Source organism: Amycolatopsis sp. NPDC049159, from assembly GCF_040648295.1.
In the GTDB taxonomy this organism is placed as follows: domain Bacteria; phylum Actinomycetota; class Actinomycetes; order Mycobacteriales; family Pseudonocardiaceae; genus Amycolatopsis; species Amycolatopsis pretoriensis_A.
The window spans coordinates 39,820-61,702 of sequence record NZ_JBEZDL010000019.1 but is presented as its reverse complement, the minus strand read 5'-3'; the positions used below and the strand labels follow the sequence as shown (position 1 = coordinate 61,702).

Sequence of the window (21,883 nt, the reverse complement as noted above, 5' to 3'; positions counted from 1 at the left end):
GCCGAGCAGGTTCGAGGTCGAATGGCTTCGCACGGAAACGATGACGCTCACCGCGGTCGTCCCGCCCGTCGCGATCGCGCCGCCGGACCGGTGCAGCGGCTCGGCTTGTCCGGTTCACGCTCGACACCACGAGCGCCTCGCGCCTTCTTCGTCCGACGGTTGCACGGCGGTGGACGGGGATCCACAAGTGGTCGCCGTCCACCGCCGACTCACTCCGAACGCAGCGTGTCCAACCGGGTCATCATCGATCGGTCCGCCAGTCGCAGGATGGAGACGGTCAGCCCGAGCCCTGCCGCGACCGCCAGTACGACGCCGACCACCACGGGAATCGCGTTCTGCCACAGCGATCCGCGAGCCAGTACCCCGATCGGCACGCCGGCCGCGGACAGCGCCGCGAGCGGCCGCCGCCGTTCGCTGATCTGCTCGACCGACAGCATCAGCAGGCTCATCGCGGCCACCGCGAGCACGAACAGCGACGCCGTGATCACCACCGAACGGAAGCTCTCCACCATCCGCTGGTCGCGTGCGGCGAAGTCGTCGAGGTAGTCGCTCTTGCTCACCGCGGCGTTCCACGCGAGTGAGTTGACTGCCCTCGCGACGTTGTCGTCAGTGTCCGCGGGTCGCCGGTGCCCGACACGTCCTCGGCCGGGATGATCATGTCGGCGTGGTCGCACGCGGCCCCGCGCGTCGGGTGCGGGGAGACGTGACGGCCGTCATCGAGGCCGTCGACGACCAGGACCCAGACGCTCGCGGCGGCGCGGTCGCGCATCATCCGGCAGCGCAGGTCCAGGGCGCCGCCGGGGGTGTAGCCGAGCCGTTCGGCCACGGCGAGGCTGTCGGCAGCCCGAGCTGGATCAGCCGCCCGGCGATCTCGGTCTCGGACGCCGCCGCGGTGACCAGCTCGGCCAGCGGCCGACGGTCTTTCCAGCCCAGCGTCAGGATCTCCTCCCGTGCGGGATGCCGGCGCCGGGAGGTGGTGCGGTCGAGGTTGGCTTCGACGTCGAAGTCCGGGTCGGCAGCGAGCAGGCCCCGCAGCACCACGTCGGCGTCGGCGCGCAGCACGGTGGTCTGCAGGTGCGGCGTCAGCGCCTTGCAGCGGGCCTGCAAGGCGCTGACCCGACGTTGCAGGGACACGGCCAGGTCGACGAGGGGGATCCCGGTGCGGAGCCCATCGAGCAGGATCTCGCTGTCGCGGGCCGACCAGTGCGAGCCGGCGCGCTGCGGCGCGGGCTCGGAGCCGGGATCGGCGGCGTCGTGGCTTTCGGTGCTCACCCGGTCACGCCAGCCGGGTGCCGGGGAGCAGACATCGTTTCCCCCGGATGAGCGTCGCCCTGCTGAGCGCAACGTGTTGCAGTGGCGGGAAGCCGCGCCCAAAGTGATCTTGGTGGGAGGAACAAGTCACGACAGGGAACTCAGAAGGTCACAGACCTGCAGGCCGGCGCGTGGCCGTGACGGCCGCCCGTCCGGCCCGCCCAGCGCAGTGACTACGACCTGGAACGCCAGGCCCGGGCGGGGGACGTCGAGGCGTTCGGGGAGCTGGTGCAGCGGTACTGCCCCGCGGTGACCCACATGATCAATTCTCGCGTCGTCGACCCGTTCGAGGTGGAGCGCCGGGTGATCGAGGTCTTCTGCGCGGCGTGGCGCGACCTGCGGCATCCGCTGTGTCCCCACCGCGGGTTCCTCGGGATACTCAGCCACGCCCTCGCGGGCCGTCGAGGACGCGTCGGATCGCCGCCACTTCCGTTACCGGAGTCGTTTTTCGACGCCGTTGGACAGAAACGACGGAGTTCGCGGCCGTAAATTTCTGACGCGCTCCGCGGTGTAACAGTGGAATCGGCGTTCTCGACGTCCGAAGCGCGTGATGCGTTTCGCTCACCCTCCGGTTGAAAAAGCAGAGCGGAGGAGGACTTTGGTGTCCCCCGGGGGGTTGCTGTGGTGTCTGACGGGTCCGTCTTCGACCTCGGGTGGCTGAGCAGGTCGACCACCGTTCGCGTTGAGCTGGACGTTGTGGCGAACGTTCGGCTGATGACGAAAGCCAATATCGACGCTTACACCAAGAGAATCGCCTATCGCATGATCGGCGGGGTCGCGACCCGGCGGCCCTTCGACGTCAGGGTTCCCGTCGATGGGCATTGGTATGTCGTCGTGGACACGGAAGGTCTGCAGGCGAGCCGATTCCGAGTCGAAGTCACGATCCTCTCGTGAACGCCTGTCCCGTTAAGCACCAGCGTGCTGCCTCGCACCACCGGATTCCGCCGTCTCGGCGAGAACGGCTATTGGTCCGATGATCCGGACGTAGCCCGCCGGCGGCCTCGCCCGGTGGGCGCTCGTATCGCGCGTCGCGACCCCGAGCTGAGTCAGAGCAGCCCGGCGGTGGCGGCGTGCGCGGCGGCCGCCGCTCGCGACGGCACACCGAGCTTGCCGCGGATGTTCGACACGTGGCGGTGCGCGGTGTGGGCGCTGATCCCGAGCCGGCGCGCGATCTCCTGGTCGCTCAACCCTTGCGCGACCAGTCGCAGCACGTCGAGTTCGCGTTCGGAGAGCTCGCGGCGCGGCGAGCCGGCCCGGCGGGCGGGCCGGCCGGCGCCGAGGAACTCCCGCACGGCGCGGACGAGCCCTTCCACGTCCCCGCGCCAAGGCAGGTGATCGGTGCCGTCGAGCGGGACGAAGGTGGCGCCCGGGATGAGGGCGGCGACGTCCCGGCCCAGGGCGAACGGGATCGCGCGGTCGTCCCGGCGGTGCAGGACGAGCGTCGGCACCTCGATCGTGCCCAGCTGGTCTCGGACGTCGAACTCGTATACCGCCGCGAGTGAGCGCGCCGCTGTCTCCGCGGTGAGGCTTGCGCGCTGGAACCGGACGAACTCGTCGCGTTCCGCCGGGGTCGCGGTCGGCAGGAACAGGTCGGCGAGCACCCGGGACCCCACGCCCCAGTGCCGTCCGACGACCGCCAGCAGGGAATCGCGGGCTTCCGCCGTGGCGATCTCGGTGCCGCGGGCGTAGCTGCCGTAGAGGACGAGCCGCTCCACGCGGTCGGGGTGGGCCGCCGCGTACGCCATCGCGGCGCAGCCGCCGGACGAACCGCCGAACAGGGTCACCTTCTCCCCGGCGGCGTCGACGACGGCGCGCAACGCGGCCACTTCTTCGGCGAGCGAAGTGACCAGCGGCCCGGCGTCGTCGGACATGCCGACGCCGGGCCGGTCGTAGCGGACGAGGGTGAACCGGTCACCGAGCAGGTCGGCGAACCGGCGGAACAACGGGTTCTGCCAGTCCAGTTCGAGGTGCCCGCACCACCAGCCGCCGACGACCAGCGGCGGTCCCGCGCCGAAGGCCGCCCAGGCGAGGGGGCGGTCGTCCGGGCCACTGGTGAACCGCACGACCTGGTCTTGTTCCGGCATTCGTCGAGCGTAGGCCGTTGCCTGGCCGGGCGTGGCCCGTTTCGGCCAGTCCCCGGAATGGCACGAGCGGGTGATGCGGTGGGTGGCCGGCGGCTGGTGTGCTGCAGCGCATCGGCGGTGTGGAGGAGGAACGATGGCCGGAGGGGACAGCGTGGGGGCACGGGACGGGCTCCGGGAACGGTTCGGGGCGGCACTGTACGAACCGTTCCTGCGCCGGGGGGAGCGGCTCGGGTTGGCGGGCCGGCGTGGGGAACTGCTGCGGCGCGTGCAGGGCCGGGTGGTCGAGATCGGGGCGGGGACCGGGCTCAACGTCGGGCACTACCCCGCGACGGCGGAGGTCGTGCTGACCGAGCCCGTCCCGGCGATGTACCGGCGACTCGAAAAGCGCGTGGCGGGCCGCGTCGGCATGCGGCCGGTGCCGGCCCCGGCGGACGCGCTGCCGATGGCGGACGCCAGCGTCGACGCGGTCGTGTCGACGCTGGTCCTCTGCACGGTGCCCGACGTCGATCGGGTACTGGTCGAGCTCGCGCGGGTGCTGCGGCCCGGTGGGCGGCTGCTGTTCTGCGAGCACGTGCGAGCCGAGGACCCGAAGCTGGCGCGCAGGCAGACGCGCCTGGCGGGGCCGTGGGCGGCGTTCGCGCAGGGCTGCCGGTGCGATCGTGACACCGTCGCGCTGCTCAAGCAGCGGTTCGACATCGAGGACATGAGCACAGCGCGGTGGCGGGGGATGCCTTCGGTGGTGCACCCGCTGATCATCGGGACGGCGACACCGGCCCGGTGACCACCGTCGCCGGTGGCCGATCGGCCGGCGGCTGTCACCCGAACCGGTGTGGGCTCACGATGCCGTTCGGGGCGCTCACGCAGAATGGTCGCTCGTCCGCGATGACCGGCCCCGGGCGAGTCCTGCCCGGTGGCTCAGCCGACGGCCCGGCCGTGGGTGTCGGCGTGTCCGGGTAGGACGGTGATCGTCCAGTGTTCCAGTCCGCTGGGGTTGGGGTCGTCGTGCGGCGGGGCGAACGAGGACGGCGACACCAGCAGGCGGCGGGTTACGACGACGTCGCGCTGTCCGGACAGCGGCACGGCGAACCGGGTTCCGGGTTGCGTTTCGTCGGGGTTCTCGAACCGCATCCCTTCGCCCGTGAAGGCGAAAGTGCCGCTGTGGGTCCGGACGTGCGGCGCGTCCATCGAGGCAGGCGCGTCGAACGGGTGCGCGACGACTTCCACGTCGGCGGTGACGAGGTGGGACTGGAACGCGCTGACGAACGCGATGCCGTCGAGCCCGAAGCCGCAGATCTCGCCACGGTCGAGGATTGACGTAGGCGAGGAAGAACAGGCCGGGGTGGACCGCGACGGTGCGGTGGACCCGGTGGATCACGGTCATGGGCGCACGGTAGCAGGGGCCGGTGCGCGAACTCGCCGCTCACGCACCAGCTCCGATCCGGTGAAATCGTTGCAGTGCCTCGGGTTGTCGGTGGAGCGGAACGGGTATCCGACGCGGATGGCGACGGCTTTGTCGTAGGCGCAGCCGGGTCAGCGGGCGCCCGGCCTCGACAGAGCCGGGAACGAGGGTGATCGGCTTGGCCGGCTGCTTGATCCGCTGCGGGCGGACCGCGGCTCGGCAGCAGGGCGGAGGACCGTGCTGGCGTCACCCTCCGGCCGGCCCACTCCGGCGAACAGGAGCGGCTTCATCCACCCGGCCGGTCCGGGGAGGGCGGCCAGGAAGCCGGCAATGGCGCGCAGTCCCGGCACGCTCAAGGTGATCAGGCGGTGCTGCACGAGGATGGCGGCGAACTCCCGGGTGGTGGCGCGGGGCCAGTGGCAGAGGGCGGTGGGTGCGCCGACGACCTGGTGGAGGTTGCCGGTGACGACGACACACCGGTACCCGCGCCTGCGCTCCTGCCTGAATTCGCGGCTGAAGGCGAGGTTCTGCCCGGTGGTCGTCGATCGGCCGAAGGCTTGCTGCCGGGTACCTCGTTCGAGGATCCGCCGGGTGATCGTGGCACCCGGTGACCGAGTTCCTCCACTCCCGAGCTGGTCGACGGAAAGTGATCGGGACGGTCACTGGTTCGTGGGCCGGTCGTCCCCGGATGGCGCTAGCCGCGCATTTCTCCGCGCGCCGAGAATCAGCCGGTGCCGGAAACCCGAAAAACCACGGCGGCCGGATCGGCCGCCTTCGAAAAGCTGAAGTTCCACGGCGACCCGCTCCCCGACGCTGTGATCGCGGATTTGGTGGCCAGCGGCCAGACCGGAGTGGTCAACGAGGTCCTGGCACAATTCCGGGACAACGACCAGCCCATTCCGGCGAACCTGCCCGAGTCGGTGCGCCGCTACCTCGTCGCCACGGACGTCCCGCCGGAGTGGGCCGACCTCGATCGAGTCGCGGGCGCGTACGAGTTCTTCGTCGACGATGGCGTGCACGTTGCTTCGGTGCTGTCGTTCGGGGCGATGGTGAACTGCTACGCCCAGCCGCGGCCGTCCCGGGTGCTGTCGCTGACCCACCGGCTGAACCAGCCGCACCGGCGGTTGTCGGAAACCTCGCAGTTCGTGCTGAACATGATGGGTCCCGCGCCGTTCGGCTCCGGTGGCGGGTTCGTGCCGGCGATCCAGAAGACGCGGCTCATCCACGCCGCCGTCCGGTACTTCATCACCCGCTCCGGCGAGTGGGACGCGGCGGCGGAGGGAGTGCCGTTGTGCCAGCAGGACATGCTGGGTGCGCTGCTCATCTTTTCGGTCCAGGTCATCGACGGCATGCGCCGGATCGGGATTTCCGTGACCGAACGCGAGGCGGAGTACTACTACCACGTCTGGCGCGTGACGGGTGCGATGCTCGGCATCCCGGCCGAGGCAATGCCGGAGACGCTGGCTGAGGCCCGGGAGCTGAACGCGGAACTGGTCGAGGCGACCTACGGGCCCTCGGCCGAGGGCATCGAGCTGACCCGGAACCTCCTGCGGCTGTACGAGGACATGATCCCGGGCAAGGCGTTCGACGGGGTGGCCGCCGCGGTCGTCCGCCAGGTCGTCACCCCGGAGGTCGCCGACTGGCTCGAGGTGCCGCGCTCGCGGGGCTGGAGCCGGGTGGTCGGTGCCGGGACGCGCTTGATGCGGCTGCTCGAACGGTCGGAAGACCGCAGCCGGACCGCCACCGCGGTGCTCGACAAGGCGGGAACCCTGCTGCTCGGCGGAAGCGTGCGCACACTCACCAACGGTCAGCCGACCACGCTGGACATCCCGGCGGGCTTGCGGGAGAAGTGGCTCGCCGCCGGTGTTTGCCCCGTCCGGCGAGCGCCGTCTTCAGGCGTCGAGCAGGAAGGCCGGTAAGCAGGGAGAACGAACCGTGCGGGCTCGGGGGAAGCCGACGTGGAGCACCCGGCGGGCTCGGCCCGCTCGGACGCCGTCGCGAACGCGTAGTGGCCGCCCCACGGTTGAGCGGCTGCTCGGGTTGACGACTCTGGCCGCTTCGCACGTCCGCCGTCGTTCGGTCAGGTGGCGATGGCGAACAGGCCGGCCAGCCCGAGCACGTACAACATGGCCAGTGCGGTGAGGTAGATGTCGGTGTTCTGTGCTTGCGGCAGGACGGCTTTGCCGGACAGCAGGGTGGCGGCCAGGAACAACACGGGCAGGAATGCGTTGCCACCGAAGATGTCGCTGATCGCGAGCTGGTAGTCACCGTGCTTGACCGACGCCAGGCCGGTGGAGATTTCGGGCAGTGACGTCGCGGCGGCCAGCACCGTGGCACCGAACAGCACTCCCGACAGCCCGGTGTGGTCGGCGATCGCGTCCCCGCTGCGTTCCAGGAAGACGCCGGCCACCAGGGTGACCAGGGCTGCGGCGGCGAAGATCAGGGCCGACTTGGTGGTGCTCGTGCCTTTTGCGCTGGCCTGCTGCTCGGTGTGGTGGCGTTTGTGCCCGCGCGGGCGGGATTGCCCGTCGGGTGCTTGCCCCGATTCGTGCCACGGCAGCGACCGCCCGGCGCGGCGCAGCAGGAACAGCCCGGCGACCCACAGCACGGCGATGAGCACCGGGCCCGGGGTCAGCCGGAAGGCGATGAGGTTGGCGGGCAGCCGGGTGCCGGCGATGACGACGGCGAGCACGGCGACGACCAGCAGCGCCTCGAGGACCAGGACCAGTGACGCGGCGCGGTAGGTCAGCGGGCGGTCACCCCGTACGCCTGCGATGTCGAGCACGACCAGGACGACGGGTCTGGATGGCGATGCCGTCGAGAACGTTGCCGACCGCGACCCCGATGTTGCCCGACAGCGACGCCGTCGCCACGATCGCGATCTCCGGCAGGTTCGTGGCCACCGCCAGCAGGATCAGCCCGCCGAGCGCGGACCCGAGGTGCAGCCGGGTGGAGAGCACGTCGGTCTGGTTCGACAACGAGGTCCCGGCGACCCAGATCGCTGCCCCCGCTCCGGCGAAGATCAGCAAAGGCAACGGCAGCGACAGACTCGACACACAACCTCCTCCGGGACAGCGCCGCGTGGGCAGCGGGCTCGGTTCGGGTTACCCCCGGGGAAGCGTCCTTGCACGTCCCGGCGCGCGCCGGGGTCAGCGCGCGGATGCCCACGGCGCGCCACTGCTCGTGGTGCGGGTGATCCCGAAGCGCTCCGGCTCGGACTCGGTGGTCACGGCCACGAATCCCCAGGCGGCTCGCCGGACCGCGCGGTACGGGCTTGCTCCCGTGGCCGGTTTCGATCCGGTCCGGTGTGGCGCGGGGCCGTCCCCCGGGCGTCGATCGGCGCGGGCTGCCCGGATGGCCCCGCAGCGTTCCGGGCTCCGGCCGGGTCGAGCTCCGTCCGCGCTTGTCGGTACGCGGGACCGTGGCGGCCCGTCACCCGGCCACAACCCGGCTGCAACCGGGGTGCGGTACGCATGCCGGGTGGCGCGCTGCTCCGCGGGCCCGGACGCAAGGGGACTTCGATGAGATCAGCGGTGCTCGTGGTCGGCCTGCTCATGCTCGGACTGGGTACCGCCGCGCCTGCGGGAGCTGTGGTCGCCGGTTGCGGGCCCGCGTCGGTGGCGGTCGCCGACCGGACGCTCTACGAGGGCACGCCGGCTGTGGGGGAGCCCGGCCCGGCCTCCACCACTTTCACGTTCACCGTGTCCGTCACGGCGGCCGCGGGCTGCGCGCCCACCGGCTCGGTCTCCTACCGGACCGCGGACGGCTCACCGGGTGCGAGCAGCCCGGCCGACTACGAGCCCGCCGCGGGAAAGCTGAGCTGGACCGGCGACTCCGGCCCGCGCACCGTCGCCGTCCAGGTCGTCAAGGACGCCGCCGGGGAGCCGAACGAGCCGTTCCTGCTGCGCCTGTCCGATCCGGTCGGCCTGGTCCTGGCCGACGACCTGGCCGCGGGCGGGATCCTGGACGACGACGGCGCCGTCGGGCCCCCGGTCGTGGTCTCCACCGACGGCGGCAAGATCTGCTGGAAGGTCTGCGCGGTGGGGGTGCGCCTCGGCGGCCCCGCCGAGGCGCCGGTGACCGTGCACTACCGGACCCTGCCCGTCGGCACCGGCGAACCGGCGTACGTGCCGGTCAAGGACGCGACGGTGACGATCCCGGCCGGCGCTTCCGCCGGCAGCGCCGTGGTCGAGTTGCTGACCCCCAAGCCCGGCCAGGGCGAGTCCCGGTTCGTGCTGGAGCTGTTCAGCCCGTCGGCCGGCAAGCTCGGCACAGCGCGGTCGGAGGTGACGATCAAGCCCGGCGGTTAGCCACCTCGCGGGCCTCGGCCGTCGCGTTGGCCTGGGTGTACAACGCGGCGGCCGCGGCCCAGTGCTGGGCCGCGTCGGCGGGCCGGCCGAGTCGCGCCGCCAGGTCACCGAGGTCGCGGTGCAGGTGCGCCTGCTCGTAACCGTCGGGCACCGTGGCCCGCACGGCCAGCGCGCGTTCCAGGTGCTCGCGGGCGGCGGCCAGGTCGCCCGTCCCGAGCCGCGCCCGCCCGAGGTGCTCCAACGCGGCCGCCTCGCCGTGCCGGTCGCCGACGTGGCGGCTGAGGTCCAGGGCCTGCCCGAAGTGGTCCGACGCGGCGGTGAAGTCGCTTCGGCTCAGGTGGACCCGGCCGGTGTCGAGCAGCGACTCCCACTCCAGCCAGCGGTCGCCGAGCACGCGGCTCACCGCGAGGGCCTCACCGAGGTGCGCCAAGGCTGTGCGGTGGTCCCCGCGCTGCAGGTGCGCCTCGCCGAGCGTGTCGAGCGTGGCGGCTTCCAGCCGTGCGTTGCCCAGGGTGCGGAACGTCGACAACGCCGCGGTCAGCGGTTCCAAGCTCTCCGCGGCCCGGCCCATCCGGACGTAGGTGTGGCCGAGGTTCCGCTGGGACAGCGCGTGCCCGAGGTCGTTGCCGGCCGCGGCGTTGCGGGCCACCGCCAGCCGGTGGGCGGCGACGGCCTCGTCGAAGCGGCGCAGTTCGGCGTAGGCGTTGGCGGTGTTGTTGTGGATGTGCCCTTCGCCCTGCACGTCCCCGGCGGCTTGCGCCGTCCGCAGCGCGGCCGCGTTGGTCTCCAGCGCCTCCGGCAGCCGCCGGGTCATGAAGTACGCGACGCCCAGCGCCCGCAGCATCTCCGCCTCGGCCAGCGGGTCGCCGAGCCCGGCCGCGGCGGCGGCACCCTCGCGGCAGAGCTCGACGCGGGTGTGCCAGTGCCCGGCCGTGTCGTAGAAGCTGGTCAGCAGGTACGTCAGCTGCCACGCGGCCTCGGCGCGGCCGTGCTCGCGGGCGAACCGCACGACGGGCAGCAGGTTGTCGCGCTCGGCGGTGAGGAAGGTCAGCGCGGCGTGCCGGTCGGCGCCGACCGGGACCTCGGGCGCGGCGAACCGCGGGACCGGCGTGACCAGGTCGCGGTTCGGGTCGATGGCCCGGTTCGCCGCCGCCGCGGCCACCAGGTACCAGTCGACGAGCCGGTCGGCGACCTCCGCACGGGCGGCCGGGGGCTCGTCGGCCCGCGCGCACTGCCGCGCGAACTCCCGGATCAGGTCGTGGAACCGGAACCGGCCCGCGCCGGCGGCCGCGACGAGGTGCGCGGCGGCGAGCCCGGCCGCGGCGTGGTCGCCGTCGGTGCCCGCCACCGCGCAGAGCGCGGCGCCGAGTGCGGCGCTGAACGTGGCCCCCGGGCCGAGGGCGGCCCGGCGGAAGAACCTGGCCTGCGCGACGGCCAAGGGACGGTAGGCGGTCGCGAGCACCGCCCGGACCGTGCGGGAATCCCCCTCCACCGCGAGGGTTTCCAGCCGACCGGTCCCGGCCAGCTCAGCGGCGAGCTCGGCGATCGGCCGTTCCGGCGCACCCACCAGCCGGGCGGCCGCGATGCGCAGCGCCAGCGGCATCCCGCCGCACAGCCGCGCCACCCGTGCGGCCGGTCCCCGCTCGCGCCGCACCCGCTCGCCGCCCAGCACCCGGTCCAGCAACGCGACGGACTCGGCGTGCCCGAAGGCGTCCAGGGCGATCGGGCGCACGGCGTGGCGGGTGCCCAGCGCGGCTAGGTGCTGCCGGCTGGTGACGACCAGCAGGGCCGAACCGGTACCCGGGATCAGCGGCAGAACGTCCTCGATGCCGGCCACGTTGTCCACCACGACCAGGCACCGGCGTCCGTGCAGCAGCGATCGGTACAGCGCGGAGCGCCCGGCCTGATCGCCCGGGATGTTCTCTTCGGGCACGTCGAGGCCGCGCAGCAGGTGCGTCAGCGCCAGGGCGCCGGGTAGCGGCTCGTCCGGATCCTCGCCGCGCAGGTCGAGGAACAGCCGGCCGTCCGGGAAGCGGGCCGCGACCCGGTGCGCCCAGTGCAGCGCCAGCGCGGTCTTGCCCATACCCGCCGCGCCGGAGAGCACCACCACCGGCCGTTCGGGCTCGTCGAGCACGGCGTCGAGAGCCGCGAGCTCGGCTTCGCGTCCAGTGAAGTGCCCGACGCCCGCGGGTAGCTGCGAGGGCCCGGTCGAGACCGGGCGCAGATCGAGGCCGGGGTCCCGCCGCAGGATCGCCGTGTGGCGGGCCAGCAGTTCGGGGCCGGGGTCGACGCCGAGCTCGTCGGCGAGCCGCCGCCGCAGCCGCTGGAAGGCGTCGAGCGCGTCGGTGTGCCGCCCGCAGCGGTACAGCGCGAGCATGTGCAGCCCGGTCAGCCGTTCCCGGGTCGGCGCGGCGGCGAGCACCCGGGGCAGCTCGTGGACGGCCTGTTCGTGGTGCCCCAGCCGCAGTTCGGCGTCCCAGAGGTCTTCCACCGCGCCCAGCCGCAGTTCGTGCAGCCGGTCCACCTCGCGCCGGCCCCAGCCGGACGGCTCCGCGTCGGCGAAGGCGTCCCCGCGCCAGAGGGTGACCGCGGCGCGCAGGGTGGTGGCCGCCCGCTCGACGGCGCCGGCCGCGAGGTCCGCCGCGCCCGCGCGGAGCTGCTGCTCGAAGCGGTGCGCGTCGACCGCCACCGGCGGGACGGTCAGCAGGTAACCCGGCTCCCGGGTGACCAGGACGGCCGGGAACCCGCAGCTTTCCAGCGCCTGGCGCAGCCGGGCGACATGGCTGTGCAGGGTCTTGACCGCGGTGCGCGGCGGGTCTTCGCCCCACAGGACGTCGATCAGCCGCGGAATCGGCAGCACCGTGCCGGCGTGCAGCGCCAGCACTCCGAGCACGACTCGCTGCCGCGTCCCGTGCAGGGTCGCGGGCCCGGCCGGCCCCACCGCTTCGACCGGCCCCAGCACGCGCAGCTCCCCGGGTTGGGACACCCCCCGCTCCTTCCCGCGCGGCACCACCGCTCAGCGAGCGTAACCAGCGCGAAGGAGGTGCGAAAACAGCCAACCAGCTGATCCGCGGGGCATCGACAACCGCTTCACAACCGGCTGCGGTGACGCTCGGTTCCCGTCCCTGTTCCGACTCGAGTGAGGGAAGACCGGATGAGCACCAGATCGCGGCCCCGGCGCCGCAGACCGTTCACCGCCGCGCTCGCGTTCGCCGCCGCGGCCGCGTTCCTGCCCGTGGTCCCCGCGGCAGCGGCCCCAGCCGTCGCACCGCCGCCCACGTCGCCGTGCGGGCCGCTCGACGTCGCGTTCGTCATCGACGACACCGGCAGCATGGGCCCGGCGCTGACCACCATCAAGAACGAGCTGGGCAGCATCGCCGCGGCCGTGCAGGCCAACTCCGGTAACGACTACCAGCTCGGCCTCGTCACGTTCAAGGACGACGTGACGGTCCGGACCGACCTCGCGCCGCTCAACCTGGCCACGGTCACCCCGCAGATCAACGCGCTGACCGCGTCGGGCGGCGGCGGTGAGCCCGAAGCGTCCGACGAGGCGGTCAACACCGCTGTCAACAACCTGCCCGCCACCGGGCGCCCGCAGACCGGCAACTTCTCCGGGACCTGGCGCAGCAACGCCACGAAGATGGTCATCCTGGTGACCGACGCCCACCCGGGCGGCTTCGACGACACCTTCACCGCGGCCGACCAGGCCAACGCCCACTCGCGGGCGGTGCAGGCGGCGACGAAGGGCATCAAGGTCTCGGCGGTCTACGTCCAGACGAACACGCTGCCCGGCATCTCGACGATCATGCAGGACTACGCCACCACCACCGGCGGCACGTACGCGGCGACGCCGGCCAGCGGCACGGGTGCGGGCACGGCGATCCTCGACGCGCTCAAGAACTGCCGCAAGACCGACGTGTTCATCAAGGACGCGCCGGCCGACACCGGGGTCGCGCCGCACGGCCTGAACCCGATCTGGACGAGCCCGGACATCAAGGTGTGCACGTCGCTGCCGCCGTGCTCGGGCACCAGCCCGGTCGTCGGCGGGACGAACTACGTGGTCGTCACGCTGAACGCCCCGGGCCCGGGCGGGTCCGGCCCGTCGACCGGCCACGTCGAGGTGTCCTACACCGCGCAGGGCGGCGCGGCGCTGTGGCCGGTGGACTGGACCTCGATCGGCTCCTCGGCGACGGTGACCGTGCCGGCCGGCTCCACCCAGGTGGCGATCCCGTGGACCGCGGTGCCCGGGCCGGGCCACTTCTGCCTGCTCGCCCGGTGGATCTCGGCGACCGACCCGATGACCTACCCCGAGCTGACCGGCTCCAACACGCTGGTCAACACGCGGAACAACAACAACATCGCGTGGCGCAACGTGGACACGATCAAGCTGAAGCCCGGCACGCCGGTGACGCACCCGTTCACCCTCGGCAACCCGGTCGCGGACCGGGCCACCACCACCGACCTGCTCTTCACCCAGCCCGGCAAGCCGTTCGCGGGCGGCCCCGGCACGGTGGTCGTCGACCTGGGCAAGGTGCTGGCCGAGCGCTGGCGCCAAGGCGGCCAGAAGGGCGTCGGCGTGCGTCCGGTGGGGGAGACGCAGGTCGCGATCACGGGCGGGCCGCAGGCGGTCCTGCAGGGCCTGGTGATCCAGCCGAAGGAACGGCTGGAGACCGCGGTGACGTTCACCGCGACGGACGCGGCGGCGGGGACCGACTTCGTCTTCCGCGTTTCCCAGTCCAGCGGCGAAGATGACCTCGGCGGCGTCGAGTTCCAGCTGTCGACCGAGCGGTAGCCCCTGTCGGGCGGCCACCTCGATCCGGTCGAGGTGGCCGCCCATCGGTCGTGGCGCGGGTACCGGAGGCCGACGGGCCGCCGTGGTGCGCGAACCCGCTTGTGAGCTCTGGGTCTCGCTGAGCCTCGCCAGGTTTCCGGTGGAATCTCGTCCGGCCGCGTGCCGAACGTGCCCGAGGAGAACGGTCAGCCGGCGTCGGCCGAGCGGGAGGTCGACTCCCAGTCGGCCCAGACCTTTCGGCGTCCGGCGTAGATGTTCTGGGCGAGGTCGTAGGCGGTGCTGGACAGCAGCAGGCGCAGGGGCGGCTGCTTGGCGTCGACGGCCGCCAGTACCGCCGCGACGGTGGCCTCGGGGCCGGGGGACCGGGCTGCGCCGCGGCGGGCGGCCATGGCGGTACGGATTGGCTGGTACGCGGGGTGGGGGTCGGAGCGGACCGCCGAAGCGGTGCCCCAGTCGGTGGCGTAACCACCCGGCTCGATGATCGTGACCTTGATGCCGAACGGGGCGACTTCCTGTGACAGCGCCTCGGAAAAGCCTTCGAGGGCCCACTTGGAGGCGTGGTAGATGCCGAGGCTGGGGAACGCGCCGACGCCGCCGATGCTGGAGACCTGGACGATGTGCCCGGCTCCCTGCTCGCGCAGGAGCGGGATGGCGGCCTGGGTGACCCACAGGGCACCGAAGACGTTGGTCTCGATCTGCGCGCGGGCTTCCTGTTCGGTGATCTCCTCGACGAAGCCGAAGTGGCCGTAGCCGGCGTTGTTGACCACGACGTCGATGCGGCCGAAGTGGTCGTGGGCCTGCTTGACGCCGGCGAACGCGGCATCCCGGTCGGTCACGTCGAGCGCGAGCGGCAGCAGGGCGTCGCCGAAGGCTTCGACGAGGTCGTTGAGCGTGTCGGTGGCACGCGCGGTCGCGGCGACCTTGTCACCGCGCTCGAGGGCGGCTTTGGCCCAACTGCGCCCGAAGCCGCGGGAAGTGCCCGTGATGAACCAGGTCTTGGGCATGGGTGTGTGCCTCCATGGCTGGACGAACTCTTGTTGTCACCGTACGCCCAAGTTGGCACTCGGTGTCAAGAACGGCGTGTGATGCTAGCCTGGCCGGGTGGAACCACCGTCCCTGCGGGAGCGCACGCGTCTGGCTGTGCGCCAGCAGCTGCTCGATGCCGCGCTCGCGTTGTTCGTGAAGCACGGGTACGAGGAGACGACGGTGGACGAGATCGCCGCGGCGGCGGGCATGTCCAAGCGCAGCTTCTTCCGCTACTTCGGCAGCAAGGAAGACGTCATCCTGGGCAAGCACGAGCGTCTCGGCGACCAGTTCGTCGAAGCTCTCGAGGCGCGGCCGCCGGACGAGCCGTTGTGGACGTCGCTGCGGCGGATGTTCGACGACGTCGTCGACTACATGACCGACCCGGTGCAGGCGGCCGCTGCGGGGGAGCTGCAGCGGGTCATCAACGGTTCCGCGTCCCTGCGCGCGGCTTACCTGGACCGGATGCTCGGCAACCAGTCCCGGATCGCGGACGCCGCCCGGGCCCGGTCTCGCAAGGCCGGCAAGCCGTGGGAGGACGCCGACCCGGCTCCGCTGGCGCTGGTCGGGTCGGCGTTCGCCTGCCTGACCGCGGCGCACGCTTCGGTCGCAGCGAGTGGTGGGCCATTGCACGAAGCGCTCGATCAGGCGATGGCCGCGGTCGGCTCACTCGCCTGAAGCGAACATCAAAGCGGCTGAGGCTGGTGAATGAGCGACGCCGGCAGCATGGCGTTGATGCCGCAGGGCCGGCTCGGTGCTGCGAGAGCTGACGCCGGAGCGGAGCCGCAGGCTGCTGTCGCGCTCGTGTGTTGTCGCGGACGAGGTCAGTGACGACGTACTTCTGGCGGCTTCGGGACGGGCGCCGCGGTTCACCAGGCCGAAGCGCCGGCTGACGGCTCGATCTCAGCGAAAGGCCTCGACATCGAGCCCATCGAGCGGGGAGCGGGCCCGGAAATCGTGCCGGACGAAACCGGTCGGGCAAAGCGTCGTGGGTGCGGCGCCAGCGATCCTGGCCGCCGCGTGTGCAGGGTTGTCGTGACTGGACCGGAAGCCATGCAGGCGTGGCGGCTCCCGCTCAGGGCCGGAGCCAGCGGTCGAACCAGGCGCGGGTGCGGTGCAGGACGTCGAGCTGGTGGTTGCGTTCCCGGATCGAGTGGCCCTCTCGGGGGTAGATCACGAATTCGTGCTCGGCGCCGAAGTGGCGCAGTGCCCGGTGGAAGTACACGGCCTGGCCGAGCGGGACGTTGGTGTCCTCGGCACCGTGCAGGATCAGCACCGGAGTGCGGATGCGGCCGGCGAAGGAGACCGGGCTGACCGCGTCGTGCGGGTGCGGGCCGATCCCGTCCCACCCGATGCTGCCGCTGAGTGCGCCGTCGAGCTGGCCGTATTCCCCGGTCGCGGCGAGCATTCCCCAGTCGGTGATACCCGCGTCGACCAGCGCGGCGCGAAACCGGTCGGTTTGCCCGACCGCCCAGGCGGCCATGAATCCGCCGTGGCTCCCGCCGGCGATACCCAGCCGGTCGGGGTCGGCGATGCCCTCGGCGATGAGCAGGTCGATGCCGGTCAGGATGTCGGTCCACTCCTCCCGGCCGACCCGGCCCACGACGCCGGCCGCGAACTCGTGACCGTGGCCCTGGCCGCCGCGCGGGTTGGGCAGGAACACCGCGTACCCGGCGGTGGCCAGCCACTGTGCCCGCGCACTGGGGAACGAGAACAGCTGGAGGCGATCGGCGTACCGGTCGTAGGGGCCTCCGTGCACGCTCGTGACGAGCGGGAACGGGCCGTCCGAGGCGGATTTCCCGGCCGGCAGCACGAGCAGACCGTCCAGCTCGAGGCCGTCGGCGGCTCGGTAGGCCAGCGGTCGCTGGGTGCCGAAGGTGATGGTGTCCAGTTCGGGGCGGGTGTCCGTGATCTTGCGCAGCGGCCCGGTCGGTGGCCCGACGTGAACATCCGTGGGTTGGTGACGGCTGCCGGTCAAGGCCGTGACCGTCTTGCCCGCGGGGGTGGTGGTGAGGGCGTCGAGGTGGCCGGTGTGCCGCGACAGTGGTGTGGGGCCGCCTGGGTCGAGCCGGGCCAGGGTCGTGTTCAGGCCGTCGGCGAACACCACCAGCGGGGCGGCGTCGGTCTGGCACAGCTCGGTGGGGCACATCGGCAGGCCGGCGGTGCGGTTGCGGCGGACCCGGCTGCTCACGGCCAGGTCGAACACGGCGGTGCCGGCGTGGAGGTCGGGTGGGGTGAGGGCGAGGTAGCCGAGGTGCCAACCGTCTTCGGCCGGCCACCAGGCCAGGGATTGCGCCTCGACCTCGACCGGTCCGAGGTCTTCCGCGGTCCCCGTTGCGGGGTCGAACAGGTGCAGCCGGCCGGTGCGGGGACCGTAGTCCTTGTCGGCGCTGTCCTGGGTGAGCACGGCGAGCGGGCCACCGTCGGGTCGTTGCCGCAGTTCCACGACGTGCCGGTCGCCGAACACGCTCGGGGTGGTGACCTGGCCGGTGCGCAGGTCGAGCAGGCGCAGCCGGGCAAGGGGTTCGCGTTCGCCGAACACGATGGCGTCGTCACGGTCCCGGGCGCGGCGTGCGTCCTGCTCGGTGGGCTCGTCGTAGGCGAGCAGCGCGACCAGCTCGAGATCGGCGAGCGGCAGGTGGTCGACGATGCCGGCGCGCCAGCCGGTCAAGTCGATCACCACGCCGTCGGCGGGGGTGAGCCGGTGCAGCTGCGGAGTACCACGCTCGGCGAGGTCGGACAGGAAGTACAGCGAGCGCGAGTCCGCGGACCAACGGGGCCGGGACTCCGTCGCGGTGTCGGCGGTCACCCGGCTCCACACACCGTCGCCGTCGATGTCGGCCAGCCAGAGTGCGGTGTCGAGGTGGTCACCGACCCTGCTGATGGGGGCGAGGACGTAGCAGAGCAGATGGCCGTTCGGAGCGAGCGCCGGGGTCTGCGGGACGCGACCCTCGACCACCACTTCAGCAGTCAAACCCGTCATGTGATCAGTGTGCCGAAGTCACCAGCGCCCCACCGGGGCGAGAGACCGGTCTCGAGGGCCGGCGAGCCGCGCGGGCGGAGCGGTGCCGGCAAGGTTCTTCCGACCGTCGCCGCGCACGACTTCGGCCGAGTCCGGTGCTGGTCGGCTGCTGGTCCGGACCACCGCGGCAGTGACCGGGCACCGCTGTCCCAGATGCGACATGTCGCAACCGCGACACCCGCCAGGTAGTGACGCGGACCCCAGCTCCCCCGAACCTGGTGCGATGACGTGGAGATCACGAGTTTTCGCACTCGCCTGCACGGGGGCACTGGTCGCGGCACTCGGCCAGGCGGTCCCCGCGGCGGCCGACCCCGCCGTCGGCGCGCCGCCGCGGAATCCCGGTGAACGGCACAGTGTCACGCTGCTGACCGGCGATGTCGTGCAAGTCGAATCCGTACCCGGCGGCCGGCGGATCGCGACCGTCCGGCCGGGCAAGGACCGGGAGTCGATCCGGTTCAGCCAGTCCGAGGTGGACGGCAAGCTGGTGGTCGTCCCGTCCGACGCGATGCGGTTCGTCGCCGCCAAGCGGCTCGACAAGGACCTGTTCGACGTCACCGGCCTGATCGCGCAGGGCTACGCCGACGAGGCCGCCGCGCAGCTTCCGCTGATCGTGCACTACGCCGAGGGCATGTCGATCGCCGCGGCGCCGACGTTGGCCGGCACCGAGCGGGGCGCCGAGCTGCCCAGTGTGCACGGCCGCGCGGTCCGCGAGGACAAGAAGCGCGCCGGCGAGTTCTGGCGGTCCTTCACCGGTCCGCAGGCCGCTTCCGGCGCGGTGGAACGGATCTCGCTGGATCGGAAGGTGCACGCGTCGCTCGACCGCAGTGTCCCGCAGATCGGCGCTCCGGAGGCGTGGGCGGCCGGGTACGACGGCTCCGGTGTCAAGGTCGCAGTCCTGGACACCGGGTTCGACGCCACCCACCCCGATCTCGCGGGCCGGGTCGAGAAGACCGCCAACTTCTCGTCCAGCGCGGACATGGTCGACCGGTTCGGTCACGGCACGCACGTCGCGTCGACGATCGCCGGTAGCGGCGCGGCCGACGCGGGCAAGCGCAAGGGTGCGGCACCGGGTGCGAAGCTGTACATCGGCAAGGTGCTCGGCGACGACGGCTCAGCCACGTCGTCCGAGGTCCTGCAGGGCATGGAGTGGGCCGCGGCCACCGGCGCCAAGGTGATCAACATGAGCCTCGGTGGCGGCGCCACCGACGGCACGGACGATCTCAGCGTCGCGCTCAACGAGCTCTCCGCCCGCACCGGCGCGCTGTTCGTGGTCGCCGCGGGCAACGACGGCCGGCTCGGGCCCGAAACGATCGGCACGCCCGGCACCGCGGACGCGGCGCTGACCGTCGGCGCGGTGGATCGCCAGGACCAGCTCGCGCCGTTCTCCAGCACGGGCCCGCGGCTCGGCGACCAGGCGGTGAAGCCGGACATCACCGCGCCCGGCGTGGACATCGTCGCCGCCCGCGCGGCCGGCACGTCGATGGGCGCCGTGGTGGACCAGTACTACACCGCGGCTTCCGGCACGTCGATGGCGACGCCGCACGTCGCGGGCGCCGCGGCGATCCTGGCGCAGCGCTATCCACAGTGGACCGGGCAGCAGCTCAAGGACGGCCTGGCCAGTACGGCGAAGCCGACCAGCGGACTCACCGTCTTCCAGCAGGGCGGTGGACGCGTCGACCTCACCGCCGCCGCGGTCAAGCCCGGCGTCTTCGCGACCGGCACGCTGAACATCGGCCCGGTCACCGGCGAAAGCGGCACGGTGCGCAAGGAAGTGAGCTACACCAACACGACTTCCGCGCCGGTCACCCTCACCCCGCGGCTCGACCTGCACCGCCCGGGCGGCTCCCCGCCGGGCGCCGCGATCAAGCTCGACAAGTCCACTGTGGACGTTCCGGCCGGGGGCACCGCCACGGTCGGGATCATCGTCGACCCGGCCGCGCTCGCTCCGGGCAACTACACCGGCAGCCTCCTGGCCGGGGCCGTGCACACCACGATCGGGCTGGTGAAGGAAGCACCGAAGCACAAGCTGACGGTCAGCGGTCTCGACCGGGCCGGCAAGACCGGCGACTGGATGGAGATCGACCTCTTCGGCCCCGACTCCCGCTACGACATCTTCGGCGACATCAGGGAAGCCACCACCTTCGAACTCCCCGAAGGCGACTACTACGCGCGAGCCGTCTTCCACACCGGGCTGGCCCCGGACGAGGAGCTGGCGATCGTCGTCAAGCCCGAAGTCCCGCTGACCCAGGACGCGAAGCTGGTGATGGACGCACGGGCCGCGGTGCCGGTCGAGATCAAGACGCCACGGCCGGCGACGCTGGAAAACATCATCAGCAGCTACACGCACCGCGAGTTCGGCGACCGCAACGTCACGAACTACATCATGGAGTTCCCCGGCACCCGGCACATCTATGTGACGCCGACGCGGAAGGTGACGAAAGGTACGTTCGAGTTCGGCACCCGCTGGCAGCTCACCGCGCCGATGGTCACGGCGACCGTGCTGCCGTGGACCGGCCTCGAACCGGAGCTGTTCACGCTCGGCCCGTCGCCGGCGATCTCCGGGACCAGCTGGCTGGCCGTCGCTCCCGTGGACGGCAACAAGCCGGACCAGTGGGGCACTGCACGCGGCAAGATCGCCCTGGTCACGCCGCCGGACGACGGCGGCATCCCGGAAGAGATCGCCGCGGCCGCGGCCAAGGCGGGCGCGGCGATGGTCATCATGATCATCAGGCCCGGCGACCACACCTACGCGCACTGGTCGCCGCGCGGCGACCGGCTGCCGATCCCGGCCATGATGGTCACCAACGAGCAGGGTGTGAAACTGGTTCAGCGGGCCAAGCTGGGGTTCACCAGCATGGTGCTGCGGGGGACCCCGGTCAGTCCCTACCTGTACGACGTGCTGCAGGTGTCGCGCGACCAGATCCCGCAGCGGGTCGTCCACGAGGTCTCCGACCGCAACAGCGCGACCGTGAAGGTGGACTACCCGAAGACCGGCGACCAGGAGTGGCTGTCCGAGCAGCGGTTCGGCTGGCGGCCGTGGGAGAAGTACGCGACGAACCAGTACCAGCGGTTCGCGAAGACCGCGTCGACGCGCGAGGAAATCGTCTCCGCGGACGACACGATCTGGCAGCACCGGGTGTACAACAAGCTCGCCTGGAACACCTTCGACCCGCTGGCCAACGGGCAGATCGGCCCGCCGCGCACGTTCCGTCCGGGCGAGCGGGCGAGCGAACGGTGGTACACCCCGGTGGTGCGGCCGGCCATTCCGCGCGGCGCCGGGCTGACGTCGTCGCGCACCGGCGACACGTTCGCGATCCGGATCCCGGAATACGTCGACGCGGAAGCCGGGCACTATGCCTTCGCCGACACCGAGATGGACGAACCGGAAGACCAGCTGAGCGCGAAGCTGTACCGCGACGGGCAGCTGGTCGAGGACGGCCGCGTCGCGTGGGGCAGCTTCCCGGCGGACGCCGGCCCGGCGACCTACCGGCTCGACGTGGCGGTGGCGAAGGCCGCTCCGGAGTGGCAGTTCGGCACGCGCACCGAAACGTCCTGGACGTTCGCCTCGCAGCGGCCGGCCGGCACCCGGACCGACCTGCTTCCGTTGCTGCAGGTGGATTTCGGCGTGCAGACCGACCTGACGCAGCGGACCAGGGCGGGCCGGCCCGACCGGCTCGAGTTCACCGTGCGCAACCAGGACGGGATGGCCGCGCCGAAGAATCCGAAGCTGACCGTCGAAGTGTCCTTCGACGACGGTCGCACCTGGACCGCGGTCAACCGGGTCGACAGCGTCGGAGACGGGAAGTTCCGCGCCAAGCTCGACGTGCCGAAGCGGGCCAACACCAACGGGTTCGTCGCGCTGCGGGTGAACGCCTCCGACGGCGCGAACGCGGTGCGGCAGACCGTGATCCGGGCGTACGGGCTGTCCTGAGCACAGCGGCG

Annotated in this window: 16 protein-coding genes and 1 pseudogene; 8 read left to right on the top strand and 9 right to left on the bottom strand. The window is 72.1% G+C overall.

Annotated features, from left to right (window positions below; translation table 11 throughout):
* Positions 1-248: 248 nt before the first annotated feature.
* Positions 249-637 (bottom strand): annotated as a pseudogene (locus AB0B33_RS31645) (FtsX-like permease family protein); the annotation flags it as partial.
* A gap of 131 nt (positions 638-768) precedes the next feature.
* Complete coding sequence (locus AB0B33_RS31640; protein WP_360778270.1) at positions 769-1,272, bottom strand: hypothetical protein; 504 nt, start codon at positions 1,270-1,272, stop codon at positions 769-771.
* A gap of 660 nt (positions 1,273-1,932) precedes the next feature.
* On the opposite strand from AB0B33_RS31640, the gene AB0B33_RS31635 reads away from it, so the two are divergent.
* The gene (locus AB0B33_RS31635; RefSeq protein ID WP_360778269.1) at positions 1,933-2,205 is read left to right on the top strand and encodes a DUF1883 domain-containing protein; all 273 of its coding nucleotides are present in this window, start codon (positions 1,933-1,935) and stop codon (positions 2,203-2,205) included.
* A gap of 152 nt (positions 2,206-2,357) precedes the next feature.
* Here AB0B33_RS31635 and AB0B33_RS31630 read toward each other — a convergent pair whose 3' ends face one another.
* Entirely contained in the window at positions 2,358-3,395 is a 1,038-nt protein-coding gene (locus tag AB0B33_RS31630; protein ID WP_360778266.1) for an alpha/beta fold hydrolase, read from the bottom strand.
* Between the two features lie 133 nt (positions 3,396-3,528).
* On the opposite strand from AB0B33_RS31630, the gene AB0B33_RS31625 reads away from it, so the two are divergent.
* Complete coding sequence (locus tag AB0B33_RS31625) at positions 3,529-4,176, top strand: class I SAM-dependent methyltransferase (protein WP_360778263.1); 648 nt, start codon at positions 3,529-3,531, stop codon at positions 4,174-4,176.
* 134 nt (positions 4,177-4,310) lie between these two features.
* On the opposite strand, the gene AB0B33_RS31620 is transcribed toward AB0B33_RS31625, so the two are convergent.
* Positions 4,311-4,580, bottom strand: a complete 270-nt coding sequence (locus tag AB0B33_RS31620) for a hypothetical protein (RefSeq protein ID WP_360778260.1) — start codon at positions 4,578-4,580, stop codon at positions 4,311-4,313.
* Between the two features lie 582 nt (positions 4,581-5,162).
* Between AB0B33_RS31620 and AB0B33_RS31615 the strand changes: the two genes are divergently transcribed.
* Both AB0B33_RS31615 and AB0B33_RS31610 read left to right on the top strand, forming a co-directional pair.
* On the top strand, positions 5,163-5,405 hold the full coding sequence (locus AB0B33_RS31615) for a hypothetical protein (protein ID WP_360778258.1): 243 nt from the start codon (positions 5,163-5,165) through the stop codon (positions 5,403-5,405).
* A gap of 120 nt (positions 5,406-5,525) precedes the next feature.
* On the top strand, positions 5,526-6,713 hold the full coding sequence (locus AB0B33_RS31610; RefSeq protein WP_360778255.1) for an oxygenase MpaB family protein: 1,188 nt from the start codon (positions 5,526-5,528) through the stop codon (positions 6,711-6,713).
* A gap of 161 nt (positions 6,714-6,874) precedes the next feature.
* Here the strand turns inward: AB0B33_RS31610 and AB0B33_RS31605 are convergent, their stop codons facing one another.
* Complete coding sequence (locus tag AB0B33_RS31605; protein ID WP_360778253.1) at positions 6,875-7,579, bottom strand: sodium/calcium exchanger protein; 705 nt, start codon at positions 7,577-7,579, stop codon at positions 6,875-6,877.
* Entirely contained in the window at positions 7,551-7,850 is a 300-nt protein-coding gene (locus AB0B33_RS31600) for a hypothetical protein (RefSeq protein ID WP_360778251.1), read from the bottom strand. Before AB0B33_RS31600 ends, AB0B33_RS31605 begins: the two co-directional genes overlap by 29 nt.
* Positions 7,851-8,315: 465 nt before the next feature.
* On the opposite strand from AB0B33_RS31600, the gene AB0B33_RS31595 reads away from it, so the two are divergent.
* Positions 8,316-9,104, top strand: a complete 789-nt coding sequence (locus tag AB0B33_RS31595; protein WP_360778249.1) for a Calx-beta domain-containing protein — start codon at positions 8,316-8,318, stop codon at positions 9,102-9,104.
* Here the strand turns inward: AB0B33_RS31595 and AB0B33_RS31590 are convergent.
* Positions 9,088-12,066: a BTAD domain-containing putative transcriptional regulator gene (locus tag AB0B33_RS31590; RefSeq protein WP_360778727.1), complete on the bottom strand. Its 2,979-nt coding sequence runs from the start codon at positions 12,064-12,066 to the stop codon at positions 9,088-9,090. The genes AB0B33_RS31595 and AB0B33_RS31590 overlap by 17 nt on opposite strands.
* A 192-nt stretch (positions 12,067-12,258) precedes the next feature.
* On the opposite strand from AB0B33_RS31590, the gene AB0B33_RS31585 reads away from it, so the two are divergent.
* Positions 12,259-13,896 carry a vWA domain-containing protein gene (locus AB0B33_RS31585; RefSeq protein WP_360778246.1) on the top strand — a complete coding sequence of 546 codons (1,638 nt, stop codon included), beginning with the start codon at positions 12,259-12,261 and terminating at the stop codon, positions 13,894-13,896.
* Between the two features lie 185 nt (positions 13,897-14,081).
* Here AB0B33_RS31585 and AB0B33_RS31580 read toward each other — a convergent pair whose 3' ends face one another.
* Positions 14,082-14,900, bottom strand: a complete 819-nt coding sequence (locus AB0B33_RS31580; protein WP_360778244.1) for an SDR family NAD(P)-dependent oxidoreductase — start codon at positions 14,898-14,900, stop codon at positions 14,082-14,084.
* A gap of 97 nt (positions 14,901-14,997) precedes the next feature.
* Between AB0B33_RS31580 and AB0B33_RS31575 the strand changes: the two genes are divergently transcribed.
* A complete protein-coding gene (locus AB0B33_RS31575; protein WP_360778241.1) occupies positions 14,998-15,597 on the top strand; it encodes a TetR/AcrR family transcriptional regulator in 600 nt (199 codons plus the stop codon).
* 397 nt (positions 15,598-15,994) lie between these two features.
* Here the strand turns inward: AB0B33_RS31575 and AB0B33_RS31570 are convergent, their stop codons facing one another.
* The gene (locus AB0B33_RS31570; RefSeq protein ID WP_360778238.1) at positions 15,995-17,902 is read right to left on the bottom strand and encodes a S9 family peptidase; all 1,908 of its coding nucleotides are present in this window, start codon (positions 17,900-17,902) and stop codon (positions 15,995-15,997) included.
* Between the two features lie 262 nt (positions 17,903-18,164).
* Between AB0B33_RS31570 and AB0B33_RS31565 the strand changes: the two genes are divergently transcribed.
* The gene (locus AB0B33_RS31565) at positions 18,165-21,872 is read left to right on the top strand and encodes a S8 family serine peptidase (RefSeq protein WP_360778235.1); all 3,708 of its coding nucleotides are present in this window, start codon (positions 18,165-18,167) and stop codon (positions 21,870-21,872) included.
* Positions 21,873-21,883: the final 11 nt, after the last annotated feature.